General features: G+C 67.8%; 19 protein-coding genes and 1 pseudogene. 6 read left to right on the top strand and 14 right to left on the bottom strand.

Going from position 1 to position 19646, the window contains the following annotated elements:
• Positions 1–71: 71 nt before the first annotated feature.
• The 3 genes from MUH00_RS05345 to MUH00_RS05335 form a co-directional block, all read right to left on the bottom strand.
• Positions 72–500, bottom strand: a complete 429-nt coding sequence (locus MUH00_RS05345) for a hypothetical protein (protein ID WP_247002781.1) — start codon at positions 498–500, stop codon at positions 72–74.
• 249 nt (positions 501–749) lie between these two features.
• Positions 750–1214 carry a copper resistance protein CopD gene (locus tag MUH00_RS05340; RefSeq protein WP_247002780.1) on the bottom strand — a complete coding sequence of 155 codons (465 nt, stop codon included), beginning with the start codon at positions 1212–1214 and terminating at the stop codon, positions 750–752.
• Between the two features lie 108 nt (positions 1215–1322).
• The gene (locus MUH00_RS05335; RefSeq protein WP_247002778.1) at positions 1323–1877 is read right to left on the bottom strand and encodes a metal-dependent hydrolase; all 555 of its coding nucleotides are present in this window, start codon (positions 1875–1877) and stop codon (positions 1323–1325) included.
• 243 nt (positions 1878–2120) lie between these two features.
• Between MUH00_RS05335 and MUH00_RS05330 the strand changes: the two genes are divergently transcribed.
• A complete protein-coding gene (locus tag MUH00_RS05330) occupies positions 2121–2348 on the top strand; it encodes a hypothetical protein (RefSeq protein WP_321576090.1) in 228 nt (75 codons plus the stop codon).
• Between the two features lie 59 nt (positions 2349–2407).
• Here the strand turns inward: MUH00_RS05330 and MUH00_RS05325 are convergent, their stop codons facing one another.
• Both MUH00_RS05325 and MUH00_RS05320 read right to left on the bottom strand, forming a co-directional pair.
• Positions 2408–2572: a hypothetical protein gene (locus MUH00_RS05325; RefSeq protein ID WP_247002774.1), complete on the bottom strand. Its 165-nt coding sequence runs from the start codon at positions 2570–2572 to the stop codon at positions 2408–2410.
• A 93-nt stretch (positions 2573–2665) separates the two neighbouring features.
• Positions 2666–3148: a deoxyuridine 5'-triphosphate nucleotidohydrolase gene (locus MUH00_RS05320; protein ID WP_247002772.1), complete on the bottom strand. Its 483-nt coding sequence runs from the start codon at positions 3146–3148 to the stop codon at positions 2666–2668.
• Between the two features lie 244 nt (positions 3149–3392).
• Here MUH00_RS05320 and MUH00_RS05315 point away from each other — a divergent pair, with 244 nt between their 5' ends.
• Both MUH00_RS05315 and MUH00_RS05310 read left to right on the top strand, forming a co-directional pair.
• On the top strand, positions 3393–5363 hold the full coding sequence (locus MUH00_RS05315; RefSeq protein ID WP_247002770.1) for an aconitate hydratase: 1971 nt from the start codon (positions 3393–3395) through the stop codon (positions 5361–5363).
• A 207-nt stretch (positions 5364–5570) separates the two neighbouring features.
• Positions 5571–6549 (top strand): annotated as a pseudogene (locus tag MUH00_RS05310) (LLM class flavin-dependent oxidoreductase).
• Between the two features lie 81 nt (positions 6550–6630).
• Here MUH00_RS05310 and solA read toward each other — a convergent pair.
• The 3 genes from solA to MUH00_RS05295 all read right to left on the bottom strand — a co-directional run bounded on the left by solA (position 6631) and on the right by MUH00_RS05295 (position 10690).
• Complete coding sequence (gene solA, locus MUH00_RS05305) at positions 6631–7761, bottom strand: N-methyl-L-tryptophan oxidase (RefSeq protein ID WP_247002769.1); 1131 nt, start codon at positions 7759–7761, stop codon at positions 6631–6633.
• Between the two features lie 40 nt (positions 7762–7801).
• On the bottom strand, positions 7802–8152 hold the full coding sequence (locus MUH00_RS05300) for a hypothetical protein (RefSeq protein ID WP_425603063.1): 351 nt from the start codon (positions 8150–8152) through the stop codon (positions 7802–7804).
• 156 nt (positions 8153–8308) lie between these two features.
• Positions 8309–10690, bottom strand: coding sequence for a cation:proton antiporter domain-containing protein (locus MUH00_RS05295; RefSeq protein WP_247002765.1), 2382 nt, complete (start codon positions 10688–10690; stop codon positions 8309–8311).
• A gap of 460 nt (positions 10691–11150) precedes the next feature.
• On the opposite strand from MUH00_RS05295, the gene MUH00_RS05290 reads away from it, so the two are divergent.
• Both MUH00_RS05290 and MUH00_RS05285 read left to right on the top strand, forming a co-directional pair.
• A complete protein-coding gene (locus MUH00_RS05290; RefSeq protein WP_247002763.1) occupies positions 11151–11903 on the top strand; it encodes a glycosyltransferase family protein in 753 nt (250 codons plus the stop codon).
• Positions 11896–12336, top strand: coding sequence for a GtrA family protein (locus tag MUH00_RS05285; protein ID WP_247002762.1), 441 nt, complete (start codon positions 11896–11898; stop codon positions 12334–12336). The genes MUH00_RS05290 and MUH00_RS05285 overlap by 8 nt, the downstream gene beginning before the upstream one ends.
• Positions 12337–12361: 25 nt before the next feature.
• Here MUH00_RS05285 and MUH00_RS05280 read toward each other — a convergent pair whose 3' ends face one another.
• Together MUH00_RS05280 and MUH00_RS05275 are read right to left on the bottom strand one after the other, a co-directional pair.
• Positions 12362–14464 carry a hypothetical protein gene (locus MUH00_RS05280; RefSeq protein ID WP_247002760.1) on the bottom strand — a complete coding sequence of 701 codons (2103 nt, stop codon included), beginning with the start codon at positions 14462–14464 and terminating at the stop codon, positions 12362–12364.
• Between the two features lie 63 nt (positions 14465–14527).
• Complete coding sequence (locus MUH00_RS05275) at positions 14528–14668, bottom strand: hypothetical protein (RefSeq protein ID WP_247002758.1); 141 nt, start codon at positions 14666–14668, stop codon at positions 14528–14530.
• Between the two features lie 166 nt (positions 14669–14834).
• On the opposite strand from MUH00_RS05275, the gene MUH00_RS05270 reads away from it, so the two are divergent.
• Positions 14835–15365, top strand: a complete 531-nt coding sequence (locus tag MUH00_RS05270; protein WP_247002756.1) for a DUF192 domain-containing protein — start codon at positions 14835–14837, stop codon at positions 15363–15365.
• Positions 15366–15385: 20 nt separating this feature from the next.
• Here the strand turns inward: MUH00_RS05270 and MUH00_RS05265 are convergent, their stop codons facing one another.
• The 4 genes from MUH00_RS05265 to MUH00_RS05250 all read right to left on the bottom strand — a co-directional run bounded on the left by MUH00_RS05265 (position 15386) and on the right by MUH00_RS05250 (position 19576).
• Positions 15386–16687: an MBL fold metallo-hydrolase gene (locus tag MUH00_RS05265; RefSeq protein WP_247002754.1), complete on the bottom strand. Its 1302-nt coding sequence runs from the start codon at positions 16685–16687 to the stop codon at positions 15386–15388.
• 109 nt (positions 16688–16796) lie between these two features.
• Positions 16797–17228: an SHOCT domain-containing protein gene (locus MUH00_RS05260; protein WP_247002752.1), complete on the bottom strand. Its 432-nt coding sequence runs from the start codon at positions 17226–17228 to the stop codon at positions 16797–16799.
• A gap of 102 nt (positions 17229–17330) precedes the next feature.
• Positions 17331–18803: an MATE family efflux transporter gene (locus tag MUH00_RS05255; protein ID WP_247002751.1), complete on the bottom strand. Its 1473-nt coding sequence runs from the start codon at positions 18801–18803 to the stop codon at positions 17331–17333.
• Positions 18800–19576, bottom strand: a complete 777-nt coding sequence (locus MUH00_RS05250) for a TetR/AcrR family transcriptional regulator (protein ID WP_247002749.1) — start codon at positions 19574–19576, stop codon at positions 18800–18802. Before MUH00_RS05250 ends, MUH00_RS05255 begins: the two co-directional genes overlap by 4 nt.
• Positions 19577–19646: the final 70 nt, after the last annotated feature.

Below are 19646 nucleotides of genomic sequence, written 5' to 3'. Positions count from 1 at the left end.
ATCGGCGACGAAGCCGCCGACGGATCGACGTTGCGACGAACTCGCCGCTCGAACCGACCGTCGTCTCGAGGTTAGTACAGCGGGTCTTCGAGTCGGGCCCACCCGATCGCGTCGAGGACGATCACTCGGTCGCCGTCGCTGACGTAGACGCCGTTGTACTCGGTTCCCCTGGCGTCGTGGTAGGGCAGCGACTGCCGGATCGCGTCGACGATCGACCACGCGCCGTCGCGTTCGAGGGTCACGTGCTCCCACTCCTCGCGTGCCTCGTTACGGATCGCGCGATCGATCGCGCGCCGCGCGCCGGGGATGTCGTCGAGCTTCCGGGACGTCGCGTCGACGACGGTCGCCCCCTCTGGAACCTCGTTGACGATGCGCGCGCCGAGGTCTGCCTTCGATCGTGCCGTCGCGCGCCGGTTGCGCCCCGACTGGATCACGTAGCCGGCGACGGCTGCCGTCCCCACCGCGAGAAGCGACAGGGCCATCTCTTTACCCCTGATCATTATGCGAGTACGTTACAGTAACCGGCTAAGTATCTTTCGGCAGACTATCCAGGACCGATGACAGGTTTCGACGGGGTCGATCGGGGCGGATATCGACGAGGATCGGCCGGAACGGACGTCGGTGAGATCGGGATAACTCGACCGAAAACGACGGTCGACGCGATCGATTCGGCCGTTCAATCGGGACGCGAGCGGATCGAGCGGCGCCGTCGACCGGCGGCCGGGAATCGGACGGGTGCGAACGAAGAATCAGACGAGCGCGGAGACGTTCGTCGTGATGGCGCCCCCGACGACGAGCAACGCGACGCCGACGGCCGCCGCCGCCCGATAGAACGGCAACGCGGTCGCCGCGGGTTCGCGCAGCTTCTTGCCGGTGAGGCCGCCGTCGAGTCGCTTCGCTCCGATCTCGACGAGGGCGGCGAAGGTGAACCAGAGCGCAACCATCGCGAGCACCAGGCGGCCGTTGGTCGTCCCGACGAGTCCGTCCGCGGTGTATCGCGTGCCGGCCAGGTGACCGCCGGTGAGCAGCAAGACGAGGGCGCTGACCCGTGAGATCGTCGTGAGCGCGCTCGAGATGCGTTCGAGCGGTTTCGTCGAGTTGAACGCGCCGTCACGCGCGATCGGTAACACGACGAACGCGACGTAGAAGACGCTCCCGGCCCAGATCGCGGCGAAGATCAGGTGAACGGTCTGTGCGAGAACCCCATCGATCATACCGAACGTCTCGAAGCACGATAGTATCAGGGTTCCGACTGCGGACGCGACCGGCGATTGGCGGACCCGATGGTTCTCAGGCCCGCCCGGGGCCGATCGCGACCGCGGTCACTCGAATCGCTCCGGCGTCCACGCCACCAGTCGTCGCCGAAGCAGGGTGTAGACGAGCGAGACGGCGACTCCCCCGAGGACGGCGATCGCGATCCAGCCGTCGAAGACGAGCAGCGCCGGCACCGCGAGCGCGACCGCGAGCAGGCCGTCCTCCGGCGCGCCGTCGTACCGGATCCACCGGCGCGGGCGGATCCACCGACCACGACGGTGATCGTAGACCGCCCTATCGCTCGGGTTCGTCCACGGGTCCATCTCCGGCCCGCCGCCGAGGGCGTCGCTCGCCGCGTGGAGCCACGCCGTCGCCGAGAAGGCCGCGATCGCCGCGGTCGGCGGCGCGGGAGCGAACGCGGCCAGCCCCGTCGCGATCGCGGTCGGAACGGCGCCGAGGATGGGGTAGTGGAACGTGCGGCGGTGTTCGAAGGCGAGATCGAAATCGGGCGCCACCCCGCCGAAGATCGCGCCGACGGCCAGCGCCGGGGCGAACTCCGGGACGACGACCGCGATCGGCGCGACGATCGCCAGGCCCGCGAACGCGTGGGTCGTCGCCATCATCGGTACGCGTCCCCTTCGCGAGCGATCGGCAAAACGATACGTGAATCGGCAGCCGACACCCGATCAGCGGGACCGTCGCTGACGATCGCTTCGGGCGCCCGCCCCGCGATCGATCGCGTACCGAGAGGCGGACCCCGCGAATGCTGGTTTCTGGCTTATTGGGATGGCTCTGAAAACGCGAATATGGACCGGTCAGACCGATCCGCACGACCCGAACCCCGAACGCGTCGACGCGTCCTCGGGATGGCAGCACTCACGGCATCGACCGCGCTCGTCGCCGGTTGCGGCGGACCCGGCGGGGGCGGCGAAGAGAACGAAGAGCCCGAGGCGGAGGAGGGAACGGGCGACGGCCAGGACCGCGCGGAGAACGAAACCGGCGGCAACGAATCGGAGGAGAACGAAACCGGCAGCAACGAAACGGGAGGCAACGCGACCGACGGCGACGAAATGGAGGACAACGAGACGGCGTAGGACGATCGGCGGCGCGAATCTGGCGCTTCCCGCCGAGCCGGAGGCTCGCGACAGCAACTCTACGAGTTCCCGCCGTCTAGCACGTCCACGGCGTCGTGGAGACGCTCGCAGAATCCCTTCGCGAGCAGGAACCGGGCGTAGCCGCTCGCCCGGCTCCACTGCCGGTCTTCGACGTCACCGCCGGCGAACGGATCTCGCTCTAGGCTTCTATCGCCGGCGGACACCAGCGACCGGGCCTCGTCGGCGAACGTCAGCGTGGGCGGATCCGGGTCGCCGGCGAGGACTTCCTCGAGTCGATAGATCCCGGTCGAGAACGGTTACTCCAGGTTTTCGCCCTGGTAACTGCCGTCGTAGACGTTCTCGTGGTTCGCCTCGGCGAACACCAGTTGCGCGATCCGGGCGCCGCGCTCGATCTCGACGTCGTGGTGGACCTGCAATAGCCCCTCGCCGCGGCCCTCGTAGCCGGCGTCCCAGACCGCCGTGTTGAGCATACAGGAGTTGCGCATCAGCGACGATCGAGGGTAGACGAATCCGACGTGGCCTTCGGGGATCGCGATGCGTTCGCCGTAGCGGGCGACGTAGGCGCCCCGCGGGAGATAGTACGTCTCGGGCGCCTTCTGCTCGAGTTCCTCGAGCGGCCGCGCGATTCGCTCGCCGATCTGTTTCCCGTCGCGGCCGATCCGTCCCGGTTCCAGTTGTTCGAAGACGACGTCGAGGGTGAGATCGACACCGTTTGGCTGGATCTGCTCGTCGGTCGTCGGCGAGACGTGTTCGGCGACGAAGGTGCCGGATCGGTACATGATCCCTGGTGGTCGTCCGAGTGTGAAACACATTTCGAGTCCGGTCCGCGACGTCGCGGATGCGTACCGGAGCCGATCGGTCGACGTCCAGCGCCGGAAGCGATCGTCGAGGAGCACGTGCTGTCGCCCGTCTTCGTAGCCGGCAATAATTACGCGAATCTGCCGTTCTGCGGGGAATTAACACGGTTGATCGCTACAGAAACACGCTGGATTTATCAGGACGGAAAGCCGAGTTTCGGGTGCTATGGGACAAACGCTCACCGAGAAGATTCTCGACGATCACCTCGTCGAGGGCGAACTCGAGACCGGCGAGGAGATCGGGATCGAGATCGATCAGGTTCTCACGCAGGACACGACCGGGACGATGGTCTGGCTCCAGTTCGAAGCGATGGGACTGGACGAGGTCCAGACCGAGGTCGCCGCGCAGTACTGCGACCACCAGACGTATCAGTTCGACTTTAAGAACACCGACGACCACCGCTTCCTCCGCTCTGCTGCTGGCACCTACGGCGCGTACTTCTCTCGCCCCGGAAACGGCATCTGTCACAACGTCCACCGCGAGAACTTCGCGGCCCCCGGCAAGACGCTGCTTGGCTCCGACTCACACACCCCGACGCCGGGCGGCCTCGGCCAGCTGGCGATCGGCGCCGGCGGGATCGACGTCACCGTCGCCATGGGCGGCGCGCCCTACTACATCGAGATGCCGGAAGTCGTCAACGTCCGCCTCGAGGGCGAACTGCCCGACTGGGCGACGGCGAAGGACGTCATCCTCGAGATGCTGCGTCGCCTCTCGGTCAAAGGCGGCGTCGGCAAGATCCTCGAGTACACCGGCCCCGGTGCCGAGTCGCTCACCGCGCCGGAACGGATGACGATCACCAACATGGGGACGGAACTCGGCGCGACCTCGTCGCTGTTCCCGACCGACGAGCAGACCCAGGACTACCTCGAGCGCGTCGGTCGCGGCGACGAGTACGTCGAGTTGCAGCCCGACGACGACGCCGAGTACGACGACGAGATCGTCGTCGACCTCTCCGATCTCGAGCCGCTGATCGCCCAGCCGTCGATGCCCGACAACGTCGTCCCCGTCCGCGAGGTCGCGGGCCAGGACGTCAATCAGGTCATCATCGGCTCCTGTACCAACGGCGGCTACGAGGACATCCTCCCCGCCGCGAAGATACTCGAGGGCCGCGAGGTCGACATGAGGACCGAGATGATCGTCGCGCCCGGCTCCAAGCAGGCCTCCGAGATGCTCGCCCGCGAAGGGTGGGTCGCGGAGATGATGGCCGCCGGCGTCAACTTCTCCGAGGCCACCTGCGGGGCGTGTATCGGCATCGGCCACGTTCCCGCAAGCGACTCCGTCTCCCTGCGGACGTTCAACCGCAATTTCGAGGGCCGCTCCGGCATCGAGGACGACAACGTCTACCTCTGCTCGCCGGAAGTCGCCGCCGCCGCGGCGATCGCCGGCGAGATCGTCGACCCGCGCGACCTGGCCGACGAACTCGGCGATCTCGAGGCGCCCGGCGTCGAACTGCCCGACGAGTACACCGGCTCGAAGACGGACCTCATCACGCCCGACGAGGCCGTCGACGACGAACTCGTCAAGGGCCCGAACATCGGCGACGTCCCCCTGCGGGACGAACTCGACTCGGACATCGAAGGTGAAGCCCTCCTGAAGATGGCGGACAACATCACGACCGACCACATCATCCCCGCCACGCAGGACATCCTGATGTACCGGTCGAACATCGACAAGCTGAGCGAGTTCACCCTCTCGCGCGTCGACGAGACCTTCGCTAAGCGCGCCCGCGAAGCCGACGGCGGCGTCCTCGTCGCCGGCGAGAATTACGGCCAGGGATCCTCGCGCGAGCACGCCGCGATGTGTCCGATGTACCTCGGCATCGAGGCCGTCCTCGCCCAGAGCTTCGCCCGGATCCACCGCGCGAACCTCTTCAACTTCGGCATCGTCCCGCTGACGATCGACGAGGAAACCTACGACGCGATCGATCAGGGCGACGAAATCGAGATCGTCGACGACGTCTTCGAGGCCGTCACCAGCGGTCAGGAGGAGTTCACGATCCGCGTCAACGGCGACGAGGAGTACACGACGACGCTCGACGCCTCCGAGCGCGAACGCGACATCCTCGCCGCCGGCGGCAAGCTCTCCTGGACCCGCGACCAGGCCGAAGGGAGCGGCGCCGCGACGGCCGACGACTGATCGCGTACCGGTCCGATCTTCGATTTTTCTTCGCGCTGTCTCGTCACGTTGCGGATAGGGACTACGTAGATATCCATCTGAACTGTTCGCGATCGAGACACTGCCGAAGCCGCGTGACCGGGCCGCCATCTCGATTACGGACGACGATCGATCGCCGTCGTTCGAGAACGAACAGCGTCATGGTCCCGGAGCCGATATCGCAACTGAATGGCCGCCGATCACGAGAACGCGGGGTACCAGCGACTCTTCGCCCGCGACGGCCTCACCTTTGTCACCGGTTTTCCGCTTACGGGGACGAACCGATCGACGCCGGACGTTGCCGAAGAGATTCGGCTCGCGAAACGCGCCGAGTCGGTCGGCTTCGACGGCCTCTGGGCGCTGGACGTTCCCACGCACTGGCCGAAGTTCGGCGACGTTCACGAGAGCTTCGCTCTCGTGCAGCCCATCAGAAGCGCGAACCGCTTCTGAGGACGCCGGGCAGACGTTCGACACCTGGCCGTGGCTCTCCCACGTCGCCGCGCACACCGACGAGGCGGCGCTCGGGACGGCGAGCATCGTCCTCTCCCTTCGACATCCGCTCCACGTCGCGAAGGCCGCCGCGACGGTCGATCGGCTCGCGGACGGCCGACTCGTCCTCGGCGTGGCGACCGGCGATCGGGACCCCGAGTTTCCCGCGTTCGGCGTCGATCGGGAGGCGCGGGGCGATCGGTTCCGGGAGGCGGTCGAAACGCTCCGAACGGTCTGGCGGGAGGACTACCCCGGCCTCGAGGGCGAGTGGGGCGCGCGCGAGGGAGATCTCGACGTCGTCCCGAAGCCGACGGCGGGGACGCTCCCGCTGCTGCCGACGGGGCACGCCCGCCAGTCCCGCGAGTGGATCGCCGAACACGGCGACGGCTGGCTGTTCTACCACCTGCCGGACCGTACCCTGGAGCGCTATCTCGAGGCGTGGCGCGCCGATGCCGGCGACAAGCCGTTCGCGATGGCCGTCCGGGTCGAACTCGCGGACGATCGGACGGCCGACCCCGAGCCGTTGCACCTCGGCTATCGGGCCGGCGTCGAGTGGTTCAGGGACTACTTCGCGCGGCTCGACGAACTGGGCGTCGATCGCGCGATCGTCTCGATCGAGAACGAGGACAGCGAACGCGGACTGACGCGGTTCGCCGACGAAATCGTCGACGAACTGTGATGCGGGCGGCGATCGAACCGAGACGGCGCGTTCGAACGCGCCGTCTCGGTCGGCTCCGAACGGTCGGAACCGATCGGAGGCTCAGAACCGGTCGATCGAGAACTGCTCGATCGGGTGCTCGGTCTCGCCGTCGAGCGCGAGGTCGGCGAGGACCTCGCCGATCGCGCTGGCGAACTTGAAGCCGTGGCCCGAAAAGCCCGCGCCGACGGCGACCTGCGGGTGGTCGGGGAGCGTGTCGAGGACGAAGCGACCGTCGGGGGTGTTAGTGAAGAGACAGGTCTGCAGTCGCATCGTCGGCCCCGCGCCGTCGGGGAAGTAGCGCTCGGCGAACGACCGGAGCAGCCGCTCGTCCGCCTGCGTCGGTTCGCGCTCGAACGCGTCGGGGTCGACCGTCTCCTCGCGGTGGTGGTAGCGGCCGAACTTGAACCCCGGAACGCCGTGAACGGGAAACCCGTAGTAGCGCCCCTCGGGCGTCCGGAGGTTCCAGACGGGGAACCGATCGGGCTCGAAGTAGTGGGGCTCGCGGGGCTGGAGCCAGGCGAGCACCTGCCGTTCGGGGACGGCGACGCCGTCGAGCGCGTCGACGAACCGGGCCGCCCACGCGCCGGCGGTGATCACGAGGGAGTCGGCCTCGTACTCGCCGTGATCCGTCTCGACGCGAACGCCGCCGTCGGGCGTCGACCGCCAGTCGACGACGCGCTCCCTGGCGCGGATCGTCGCGCCGGCCCGGTGGGCGCGCTCGACGTGGGCGACGATACACTGCTCGGGGACGAGAAAGCCCCCGTCGGGCTGGTAGATCGCCTCGTACTCGTCGGGGAGCTGATAGCCCGGGTAGCGCTCCGAAAGCTCCGAACTCGAGAGGTGCTCGTACTCGAGGTCGTGTTCCTCGCAGGACCGTTTCGATCCCTCGACGAGCGGATCGCCGGCCGGTCCGGCGTCGATCGAGCCCGTCCGGTACAGGAGTTGACGATCGTGGTCGACGTCGAGGTCGCGCCAGAGATCGTACGCGCGTTGCAACAGCGGGACGTAGTCGGCTCCCTCGTAGTAGGCCAGCCGGATGATCCGGGTGATGCCGTGGGAGGAGCCGTACCCGTGCGGGACGTCGTACCGTTCGAGGCCGAGCACGTCCGCGCCGCGGTCGGCGAGATGGGCGACCGTCGCGCTACCCATGCCGCCGACGCCGATCACGATGGCGTCGTACCGATCGGTCATACCGACCGTTCCGACGCGAACCGCGAAAACGCTTGGTATCTTAGCCGTCCCCGTCGGCGCGCTCCGCGCGCTCGCGGACCCGCCGTTTCTGGCGCCGTTCGGTCACGTGATCGACGCCGTCCGCCAGCTCGTCTCGCAGATCGGATTCGAAGGCGTCGACCTCGCCGAGAAACGCCGTCGAGAACTCCTCGACGAGTTCGAACGTCCACTGGTCGCTGATCGCCCCCGCGGGGAGGTGTTCGTCGCGAAGCTGGTTCGCCCAGTCCTCGCGACCCGCCCGGCGAAGTCCGTCTTCCGCGTCGCTCATCCGGTCCATCGCGTGGCCGAGCTGGTGGTGAAACTCGAGGAGGCTGCCGTAGGCCCGGTGGACGTACTCCATCCCGAGTTGCATGTCGTGTAGCGCCTCCTGTTCGGCGTCGCTCAACTCGAGGTCGTCGACGTCGGGCTCGGAACCCGCGCCGGTAGTGCGATCGCTCACGGGATTTCGATGGGAGGCCCGAGTGAAAGCCGTCGCCGTTGCGGTTGCCGGCGTCCTGTCCCGCGGCCGTCAGACCGAACTCACGACGGCGACGGGACAGTCGGCGTTCTGGAGGACGTGCTCGACGCGGTGGCCGTAGAACGCGCGCTTGCTGATCGGGCGCATCTCGGTTCCCATGATGATGAGGTCGACGTCGTCCTGGTGGGCGAGTTCGACCATCGTCGCTTCGGGCCGATCGCTCACTTCGACGGTCGTCAGCACGTCGGCGCCCATCTCGTGTCCGAGGTCGGCCTCGCGGTCGACGATCTCCTCGCCGATCCCGATCGCCTTCGAGAGGTCGGGCTGGTCGACGAACCGCTCGTCGACCGGCGGCTCGTCGACGACGTGGACGATCTCGACGATCGCGTTCTCCCGCGTGGCGATCGCGAACGCGATCTCGGCGGCGTGGCGGTTGTACTCCGTCCCCGCGGTCGGCAGGAGGATCCGCCGTAACTCCGCGTCCATCTCTTCGAGGGCGCTCTCCCCCGAGTAGGGAGTGCTGACGACCATCGTCGGACGCGAGGTCTCCTGGAGCACGCGATCGACGGTCTCGCTGAACAGCGGTTCGTCCGGATCGCGCCCGCGGCCGGCCTCGCCGAGGACGGTCAGGTCGTAGTTGGTCGACTCGTCGAGAATCGTGTCGGCGACGCTGCCCTCGACCTCGCGGACGCGGGTTCGGGGCGGGCGGTCCTGGTCGCCGAGGCGCCGCTCGATCAGTTCGAACGCCCGCGCGGTGACGTCGTGTTCGGCGGATTCGGCGTGTTCGGCGTCGTCGGCCAGGGCTTCGAGATCCGGCGCCGCGTCGCCGGTCGCGGCGGTCGACGAGCCGTCCTCCGACGGCCCGCTGCCGTCGGACCGCGTCGGCCGGCGACCGCGGAGGCGATCGATCGGATTGGCGAACAGCCCGTCGTCGCGGCCGTCGCGCGCGGTCGCCACGTACATCGACGTCAGCTCGATGTCGCGATCGCGGATCAGCGGGCCGAGCAGCCGGGCGGCGTACTGCGTGTCGGCGCCGCCGCGGGTCGGGAGCAGGATCCGCGCGACGGCCCCGAGGAAGCTCTTGCGCTGTCGTTCCTCCCGCTCGATGCGCTCGCGCTCCTCCTCGGTCATGGGGACCCGCGGGAGCGTGTACCGGAGCATCGGCGGCGCCATGACCGAGGTGAGCACGGCGATCGAGACGATGATGCTGTACATCTCGATGGTGAGGACGCCGAGGGTGAGGCCGACGAGGGCGACGATGATCTCCATCGCGCCGCGGGCGTTGAGACCGGCGCCCATCGTGATTCCCTCCCAGTGGCCGAGGCCGACGGCCTTCGCCCCGACGTACGAGCCGACGAACTTGCCGACGACGGCGATCGCGAGGGCGGCCGCGGCGACGGTGAAGACCGTCGGTTCGAGCAACCGCCCGAGGTCGACGCGCAGGCCGGCCGCCGCGAAGAAGATCGGCGCGAAGATCGAGAGCGTCACCATCTCGAAGACGTGCTCGGTCTCGTAGTCGAACCGGTTGACCTGGCCGACGAGGATGCCCACAATGAACGCACCCAGGACGACCTCGAGTTCCAGCGCGTGCGTAACCGTCCCCATCCCGAGGGCGAGCACCATGAGCGTCGTGATCTTGGCCATCTGCCCGCCGACGTAGTTGTCGACCAGGACGAAGATCCAGCGGACGACCCGCTGGCCGATCGTGAAGCCGACGCCGAGGATGATCGCCAGCGAGAGGATCGTGCCGCCGATGCTTGAGAGTTCGACCTGCCCGGTGCGCTCGAGGCCCGCCACGAGCGCGAGGAGGATCCAGCCAACGGTGTCGTTGATCATCCCCGCGGCGAGGGTGATCTGCCCGAAGTTCCGGCGGATCTGGCCCATGTCCATGAGGATCTTGGCGATCACCGGAATGGCGGAGATGCTCATCGCGACCGCGACGAAGAGGCTGAACGTGAGTCGGCTCCCGCCTTCCGCGAGGAACGTCTCGGGGAGGTACCAGGCGAAGCCGAAGCCGAGCGCGAACGGGACGACGATGCTCGCGACCGCGATCACCGTCGCCTCGGTCGCCTTCGAGAGGATGAGGTCGAGGTCGGTCTCGAGGCCGGTCAGGATGATCAGCATGATCAGCCCGATCCACGACAACACGCTGATGAGATTGATCCCGACCTGAAGGTCGACGCCGTGGCCCGTCGTGAACTCGACCGCGGCGGCGGTCGCCGACATCGCCCCCAGCAGTGAGGGGCCGAGGACGATCCCGGCGGTCAACTCGCCGACGACCGACGGCAGGCCGAAGCGCTTCGCCACCTCGCCGAGGCCGCGAGCGAACAGCAACAACAGGGTGAGCATGGCGAACAGCCACACGAGTTCCTCGTGCGGAATCGCCTCGAGTTCCGACGGATCGACCTGGAGGGGGACGTCGATCAACCGCACGGGCGATCACCCTCGTCCGGCCCCGCCGCTCGCCCTGGTGACGGCCGATCGACCGTTGGCGTCCGTCGGCACTCCCTCGTGACCGGTTCGTTCGTCGCGTTCATCGTTGATTCGCGGGCTACGTACCGTGAGAAATCGGTTCGTGGAGTCGATCCGACTCGGGTACTCTTGGCCGCGCAACGTAGTTAAGTCTCGGGTGATCGCCGTTCCTGCCGCATCGTTCCGATCGACGTCGCCCTTCCCGGGATCGCACCCTGTTTCGGACGAGACGACGGACACGGACGACGGTTCGTTGCGACGGACCGGAACGCGACGACGGCTCGTTCGGGACCCGTTCGGCCGCTCGAGTCCGCGTCACTGCCGGCAGCACATTCATACGCGTACTGCGCTTGAATCCCTCTGTCATGAGCCGTTGCGACCTCGTTTCGGGAGCGATCGATCCGACGCGCGGAGTGGTCGCATGACGTCCGTCGGCATCGTCGTTCCCGCGTTTCGGCCCGACGTCGATCGCCTCGTCTCGTACGTCGCGGCCCTCGACGATCGGATCGCCCCGGAGACGATTCGAATCGAACTCGACGCGCCCGATCCGGCGACGCGAGACGCGCTCTCGTCGCTCCCCGCGCAGATCAACGCGGTCGCCGATCGACGAGGGAAGGGAGCCGCGATAACGGACGGGTTCGAAGCGCTCGAGACGCCGGTTCTCGCGTTCGCGGATGCGGACGGATCGACGCCCGCTCGATCGCTCGCCGCCGTCGTCGACGTCGTCGTCGACGGCGTTGCGCCGGTCTGTGCGGGATCGCGTCGTCATCCGACGGCGCCCGAGCAGTCACACCGGACGGTCGGTCGGCGACTGCTCGGCGACGGGTTCGCCTGGCTCGCCCGTCAGGTTCTCGACGTCTCCCTGTACGACTACCAGTGCGGGGCGAAGGCGCTCACCCGGCCCGCCTGGGAATCGGTCCGCACGCACCTCTACGAGCGCGGATTCGCGTGGGATCTGGAACTGCTGGCGATCGCCGCCGCGATGGGGTTCGACGTCGCGGAGCAGCCGGTAGTCTGGAACGACGTGCAACGATCGACGGTCGATCCGATCGCGACGCCGATCGAACTGTGCAGGGCGATGGTCTCGGTCCGCCACCGAGCGAAGGTTCTTCAGGGCCACCCCGTGCACTCCGTGCTCCCGAACCGCTCTCGGCCCCTGGTACTCGATGATTGAACCGTCGGATCTCCGCTCGGCGATCGAGTCGCCCGCGAGAGCCGGGCAGTTCGCGAGCGTGGGCGTCGTGGGCGCGATCGTGGACAGTTCGGCGCTCGGCCTGCTCGTCGAGAGCGGCGCCCTCGAGCCGCTCGCGGCGAAGCTGGTCGCCGTCGAACTGGCGATCGTCGTCATGTTCGCGCTCAACGAGCGGTGGACGTTCGGGGGCCACGGGCTCCGAACCGCCCGTCGGATCCTCGCCCGTCTCGCGAAGTCACACGCCGTCCGGATCGCCGGAACGGCCGTCGCGATCGGCGCGCTCTACGCCCTCCACGCCTGGTTCGGCGTCTGGTACCTGATCGCGAATCTCGTCGGTATCGGCGCCGGGTTCGTCGTCAACTACCTCCTCGAGAGCACGTACACCTGGAAGGTGCAGGACCGAGACGCGTCGTAGCGGCGCCGTCGTCCGATCGTCGATCCTACCGATCGTGGCGATCGTCGGGCGTGAACTCGAACACGCCGATCGACTCCCCGCCGGCCCTGCGCGTCCACCGATCGGAATCCTCGAGTTCGCCGTGGAGGTCGCAGCCGCGTTCGTTCTCGCCGGTCGTCACGATCGCGTACAGCGGTCCCTCCCGATCGGCGAACTGCGCCGCCTCGCCCTCGCAGGCCAGGAGCCGATCGACGTCTCGCCCCCTTGGAGCAGCGTCGGCGGGCAGCAAGTGCGCCGGGAGTTCCCGGTGGGCGTAGTAGAGGGGCCGCTCGGTCAGCGCCGCGACGATCAACTCCGTCTGCACGTTCGCCGGCTGGTACGCCAGTTCGTCGTAGACGCTCGGCGAGACGACGATCGAACTCTCCGTCGAGGCGTTCTCTGCGACCCACTCGAAGGGGGCCGGATCGTACGGCGCCGACCCGGAGAGGCGGACGTCCGTCTCCTCGAACTCGTAGTTATGGTCGTCCGCCAGCGGGGACGCGAGAGGACCCGTTACCAGGAACGCGATCGGGTTGAAGATCAGGATCGCGACGAAGGCGAGGGCCAGGACGGGCCGAACGGGGCCCAGCCGATCGGCGACCCGGACCAGTCCGACGGCGGCCAGCGGCGCGATCGGCACGGCCAGCATGTACGCGGCCTTGTACTGGTTGGCGTCCGGGAGGGTGACGACGATCCCGGCCGCGGCGATCGCGAGCGCGAGCGCCGCGAGCACGCGCGCCTCCCGCGGATGCCGCGATCGAAGGCTCCGGTACCCGATCGCGGCGAGCGGACCGGCGACGAGGAACGGGACCGCGAAATTGCAAGCGTTGCGCAGGTACTGTGCGTGCGGCCCCTCGAGCGTTACCGGTCCGAACGCGCGTCGGCCCTCGGCGAGCAGTCGGATCGAGTCGCCGGTCTCGCCCGCCGAAACGAGCGCGTAGAAGAACGGGAGACAGCACAGGCCGATCGCGATCCAGGATCCGATCGGCAGCCACTCCCGATCGGGCGGACGAAACGCCGTCCACCCGAGATCGAGGTCCGAACGCTCACGCGCTCGATACCGGTCGAGGACGGCGACGAGCGTGGCGATACCGAGGGCCGGGAACGCGAATACCGCGGTACTCGTGTGAACGTGAAACAGCAACACGGCGGCGGCGACGAATCCGGCCCACGTCACTCGGCTTGCTTCGTTTTCCGTCCCTTCGGAGAGCGCTCGGAACAACAGGACGGTCATGGTCGCGAACAGGAAGAGGCCGAGCGGGAAGCCGCTGATCGTGAGGAACTTCTCGACGAACAGGCCGATTCGTCCGGGCAGGAGGATCGTTCCGCGAACCTCGATCCCGAGCAGGCGCTCGACGATCGGCACGACCGTAGACATCGCCCACACGGGCCCGACCATCGCGACGCCCGCGGCCCGGGGCGACAGGCCGAACGAGTCGCGAGCGAGGCGGTACAAAAGCGCGAGAATCGCGGCCATCGAGAACCAGGTGAGAACGAGGCTGCCGTAGACGGGGACGATACCCATCGTCTCCGAAAGGCCCGCGAGGAGCACGTGATACGTCCAGTAGTACGCCGTGTACGGCTCGTAGGCAAACCCGGGGTGCACCGGCGGAATCGCGCCGTGGACGACGCTGTACGCCATCGAACTGTGGAGCGCACCGTGCGCCGAGAGCGACACCCGAGCGCTCCGGAAGTGCGGGACGACCAGCGCGACGACGACGGCGAGCACGATCGCTCCGATCGCCGCGCCTTCCGAGCGCGTGTACTCGATCTTGGGCGCGACCGACCGAATGCGCGGCGAGAGGACGGCGATCCAGAGTCCCGACAGCGGGAAGAGATACCCCAGCGGAACGTCGCCGATCGCGAGGAGCGTCGTCGCGACCGCGATCCAGGCGAGCGAGAAGACGACCGACACGGCGCCGAGAACGGTGATCTCGATTCGAGGTGACTCCGGTGCGATCGCGAGTAACGTACTCAACCCGGGCACGACGAGGAGATAGCTCCCGACGACGACGGGCCGAAGGTACGGGGCGTCGACGACCGCACAGAGCGCGGCGAACAGGAGCCAGACCGCGCTCGCGGCGAACAGTTCCCGTCGCGATAGCATCATCAGGACGGTCACCCGTCGATCGCTTGAACCCACTGCCTGCTGAAACCCGGAGCGCCGCGACGTTCACGCGTTCACACCCGAATGCCATTCAGATGGCGACCGGCGGTCCGAGAAGCCGTACTGCTCGACCCGCGCGCTGACGCGCATCATCCGGGCGTCGAGTTCGGCGCTGTCCGTCTCGAGCAAGTCGTGACCGGAAGCCACACAGTGAGCGCGAACTGACGGTCATCGAGAGACGAACAAACGTTTATCACCGCCACTGTGATCAGCCTCCACCGGAATGCCAGGATTGCGATCGCCACGGTCGAACCGACGGACCGTTCTGGGGGGAGTCGCAACGACCCTCGGCGGACTCGTTCTCGCGGGGTGTATGGACGCCGATGGAGACGCGACGACGGGGGACGATTCCAACGGGAGCGACGAGCCGGCGAACGAGACCGGTTCGGGCGACGAGGAGGAGACCGAAAACGAGTCCGCGAGCGACGACGGCGAGTCGTCGACGCTTCACGCGGAGTACGACACGACCGACGTTCGCGTGGAGACCCCCGACGGCGAGGCGCTGGGGGAGGTGACCGCGGCGATCGCCGACACGCCGGAACTCCAGGCGACCGGACTGAGCGACACCGACGAACTTCCCGAAGACCGCGGGATGTTGTTCGTCTTCGATTCCGTCGACGAACGCGAGTTCATCATGCCCGACATGTCCTTCGGGATCGACATCGTCTTCGCCGACGACGAAGGCGTCATCACGGGAATCCACCACGCGCCGGAACCCGGACCCAACGAGGACGGGAGCGAACAGGTCTATCCCGGAACCGGACAGTACGTGCTGGAAGTCGTTTACGAGTGGACCGCCGATCGCGGCGTCGGGGAGGGGGACGTCCTTCAATTCGGCCTGTGACGCCGCCTCACGGCCGCAGTTCAGCGAACCCTCACGGACGCGCCGAGCGCCGGCGCGGTCGCGTCGAACCCGTCGTCGCACAGCTCCGTCGCGAACCGCTCGCACCGATCGCCGTGGTTCACGAGGACCGTCGCGTCCTCGTAGCTCGAGAGGAATTCGAGTAACCCGCTCCGATCGGCGTGGGCCGAGAAGTCGTACTGCTCGACCTGCGCGCTGACGCGCATCACCCGACCGTCGATCTCGGCGCTGCCGGTATCGAGCAGATCTCGACCGGGCGTCCCCTCGACCTGATAGCCCGTCATGGCGATCTTGTTCGCCGGGTGCGAGCGGATCGCGGGAACATAGGTCATCGCGGGGCCGCCGTGGAGCATCCCGCTGGTGGTGACGATCACGGTGTTCTGCTCGGCGATCCGTTTCCGCTGGCCGTCGCGGCCGTCGACGAACCTGGCGTTGCCCTTCGCCCGACGGAGCAGATCCGGATCGCGCAGGAACCCGCGGTTTCGCGGCCGCAAGAAGAGTTCGGTCACCCGCTTGCCCATCCCGTCGACGTAACAGTCGAGATCGTACCGCTCGCAGATGCACAGCACCTCCTGGGTCCGACCGATCGCGAACGCGGGGACGACGACGGTGCCGCCCTCCCAGATCGTCGAGCGGAGGCTCTCGGCGAACTCGCGTTCAATCTCGGCTCGCGGCGGCCGGATCGTGTCCGCGTAGGTGCTCTCGCAGAGGACGGCGTCGGCCTCGGGTCTGGCGGTCGTCCCGGCGAGCAGTCGCTGTCCGCTCACGGGCGCGGAGCGCCCGTTCGCGCGGCCCGGGGCGGCTTCGCCGCCTCGACGGTCTTCGGTGTGAAAGTCGCCGGTGTACAGGAGTCGCGTCTCGCCGTCGTCGACCAGGACGTGGGCGCTGCCCGGGACGTGCCCCGCGTCGAAGAAGGTGATCTCGTAGCCCGCGGCCTCGAACGGCTCCTCGTAGCCGTGGGTCTCCGAGACCTCGGTTACCCGTGCCAGTTCCGCCTCCGTGAACGGACAGTCGTAGGTCCCGCCGTGCAGGTCGATGGTGTCCCGCGCGAGCATCATCGTCAGGTCGTACGTCGGCGGCGTCCAGTGGATCGGCGGCCGGGCGTCGCCGGAGAGCAGCGTCGGGACCGAGCCGACGTGGTCGAGGTGGCCGTGGCTGACGACGATCGCCTCGGGATCGACGTCGCCGATCGGGAACGACGGCGGGTTGCCCGAGTCCATTCCGAAATCGAGCAACAGCCGATCGTCGATCAGCACCGCGCTCCGACCGATCTCGCGTGCGCCACCCAGCAACTGGACGTCCATTTCGATCGCGTAGGGGTTCGATCGGTTTGCCTCCGTTGGTTCGAGGCGGGGCGGCGACGAGCGCGACGGCTCTCGACCGTCGGTCTCGTCGGCGAACGGCGGCGTCGTGCTAGCGATCCCGGAGCCGCGAGCGATCGGTTCCGTGATCGCTCGCTCGCTTCCGTTCCAGGTCGTCCAGCCGCGCGGCCGTCTCTTCGGTCTCGAGCAGCAGGTCGAGTTCCCGTTCGAACTCCTCGTCGGTGAGTTCGCCACCGACGTACTGATCCTGAAGCTGCTCTTTCGGATCGCGATCGTCGATCGACCGCTCGTCGACGGTCCGCTCGGATTCGACCGTCTCGTCGTCGCCGCCGCGAACGAGCGACCACAAGCCGTAGCACGCCAGCAGGAAGGCGCCGACGACGGCGAGCGTCACGACGATCGAGATCACGGTCGCCACGAGGGAGAGCGCGATGCCGACGATCGTCGCGATCACGGACAGGACGATGAACGCGAGCAGGAGCACGCCGAGCCCCTTCAACGCAGCGGTAGCGAGCCGGCCCATACGCCACGTATGACGCCCGCGATCAAAAATGACACTCATGACACTCTCGGCCGGGGCGGAAGTGTGCTCCGACCCGATCGGACCGAATCGATCCGTCGCGGATCAATCGCCGGGGGTCGCCGCGGTCGGCTCATCGGTGACGACGCCCTCGGTCCAGGTGCCCCGGAGGAACCACGCGGCGGTCGTGATCGCCGAGCAGACGAACGAGATCGCGACGGCGTACCAGACGCCGACGACGCCCGTGCCGAGGCCGACGATCGCGATCGCCGCGATCGGGATGCGGTAGAGCCACAGCTCCTGGATCGAAAGGAGCATCGCGGCGCGGGTCGAGCCGCTACCCCTGATCCCGCCGAGGAGCACCTGGAAGACTCCCAGAAAGACGTACGAGGGGCCGGCGATCAGGATGTAGGCGGCCGCGTACTCGACGACCTGCGCCACGTTCTCCCCTTCGATGAAGACGCCGGCGATCTCCTCGGCCAGCGGATAGGCGATCGCGATCGCGACGGCGAAGATCGCCACGATCAGGATCGAACTGTACGTGACCGCGCTCCTGGCCCGATCGACCTGTCTGGCGCCGAGGTTCTGCCCGACGACGGTCTCGGTCCCGCGCGCGAGTCCGAGCGCCGGGAGGAACAGCAGCGAGGAGAGCCGGTTGACGATCCCGTAGGCGGCGACCGCGTCCGTGCCGGCCAGCGCGACCAGCGCGGTGAGGACGGTGATTCCGAACGCCCGAAAGCCCTGTTCGGTCGCCGTCGGGACGCCGATATCGAGGATCTTCCGCACCGTCTCCGAGCGGAGCCGCAGGTCCGATAGCGACGGCTCGAGCCCCACGCGGCCCGAAAAGAGCAAGAAGAGGCCGATCGAGGCGGCCAGCCCGCGAGAGAAGATCGTCGCGATCGCGGCGCCGGAAACGCCGAACCCCTCGAAACCGGTCGCGTCGTAGAGCGTCGCCTCCAGCCCCGTCGCGCCGAGCCACGCGAACAGGGGATTGCCGTCGAACCCGAGGATCAGGACCGGGTCGATGACGACGTTGAGCGCCACGCTGACGACCATCAGGTACAGCGGCGTGCGGGTGTCGCCCCACCCGCGAGAGAGCGCGTCGAAGATGAAAAACCAGAACATGAAGCAGACGCCGACGAAGATGATCCGCGTGTACGTCACGGCGTAGACGAACGCGTCGCTGCCCGGTTGTGCGCCGATCAGTTGCATCAACTGCGGCGTGAGGACGTAGCCGACGACGGCGAAGCCGAGCGCGACGAGCGTGACGAACGAGAGGGTCTGCCCGGCGACGTGCGACGACTTCGTGAAGTCGCCCGCTCCCTTGTACTGCGAGACGAGGACGGTTCCGGCGACCGTCAGCCCGCCGCCGACGCTCACCATCAGGAAGACGATCGCCCACGAGTACGAGAGCGCGGCGACGGCGTCGTTGCCGAGGCGGCCGACCCAGTAGGTGTCGGCGAGGTTGTAGCCGACGTTCAGCAATTGGGAGGCGACGATCGGTCCCGAGAGGACGACCAGCGGTTTGAACAGGTCGCCGTCGGTCACGTCGACCGATCGATCTGCGGCCCCGCTCATGCGGCGTCGGTTCCGTCCGCTCGTTCGTCCGTCGCCTCGGCGTCGGCCGCTTCCTCGCCGGCTCCGTCCGTACCGCGGCCGCTCCCGTCCGCATCGCCGCCGTTCGCCGTCCGGCCGAGCGTAATCCGGAGCCCGTCGGGGTCGTCCGTCGGCGCTGTGGCGGGCCGCCGATCGGTCGGAAACTCGACGCCGTCGGCGAGGACGTCGTCGAGGACGGTGCGGACGGCCCCCGATCGGACCCGATCGAGGTAGGCGTCGCAGCCGAGCGTCAGTTGTCGGATGCGCGCGCCGTCGAATGCGGCGATCAACAGCGCGGCCGTCTCCTCCGGATCGTGCTCCCGGAATTCCCCGGACTCGATCCCGTCGCGCAGGATCCCCTCGAGCGCGGTTCGGAGCCGATCGTCGCTCTTTCGGAGCTGGTCGCGGTACCGCTCGTTGTACGGAGCCTGCGCTCGGAGCTCGAGCAGTGCGGTGTGAAACGAGCGCCGATCGTCGTCGCGGGGCCCGTACAGGAACCAGTCGACGAACGCCGCCAGCCGTTCGACGGGTGGCCGATCGTCGAGTGCTCCGACGCGCTCGTCGAAGCGCTCGACGAGGTAACCGATGAAATCCGCGACGAGGTCTTCCTTCGAGTCGTAGTGGTAGAACAGCAGGGATTTGCTCTTGTCGGTCCTGTCGGCGATGTCCTGCGCGGTGAGATCGGTGTACCCCCGATCGCACAGGGCCTCGTACGTTCCGACCATGATCGCTTCGCGTACGTCCGGATCAGTCACTAACTGACTAGTTAGTCAGGACGGAAAAAGGTGTTTCGGTTCGAAACACGGCACGAGCGCACCGTCCCGG

This window comes from Halosolutus gelatinilyticus (genome assembly GCF_023028105.1).
Lineage (GTDB): Archaea > Halobacteriota > Halobacteria > Halobacteriales > Natrialbaceae > Halosolutus > Halosolutus gelatinilyticus.
The sequence above is the reverse complement of the archived record's forward strand: the minus strand, read 5'-3'. Positions and strand labels throughout refer to the sequence as shown.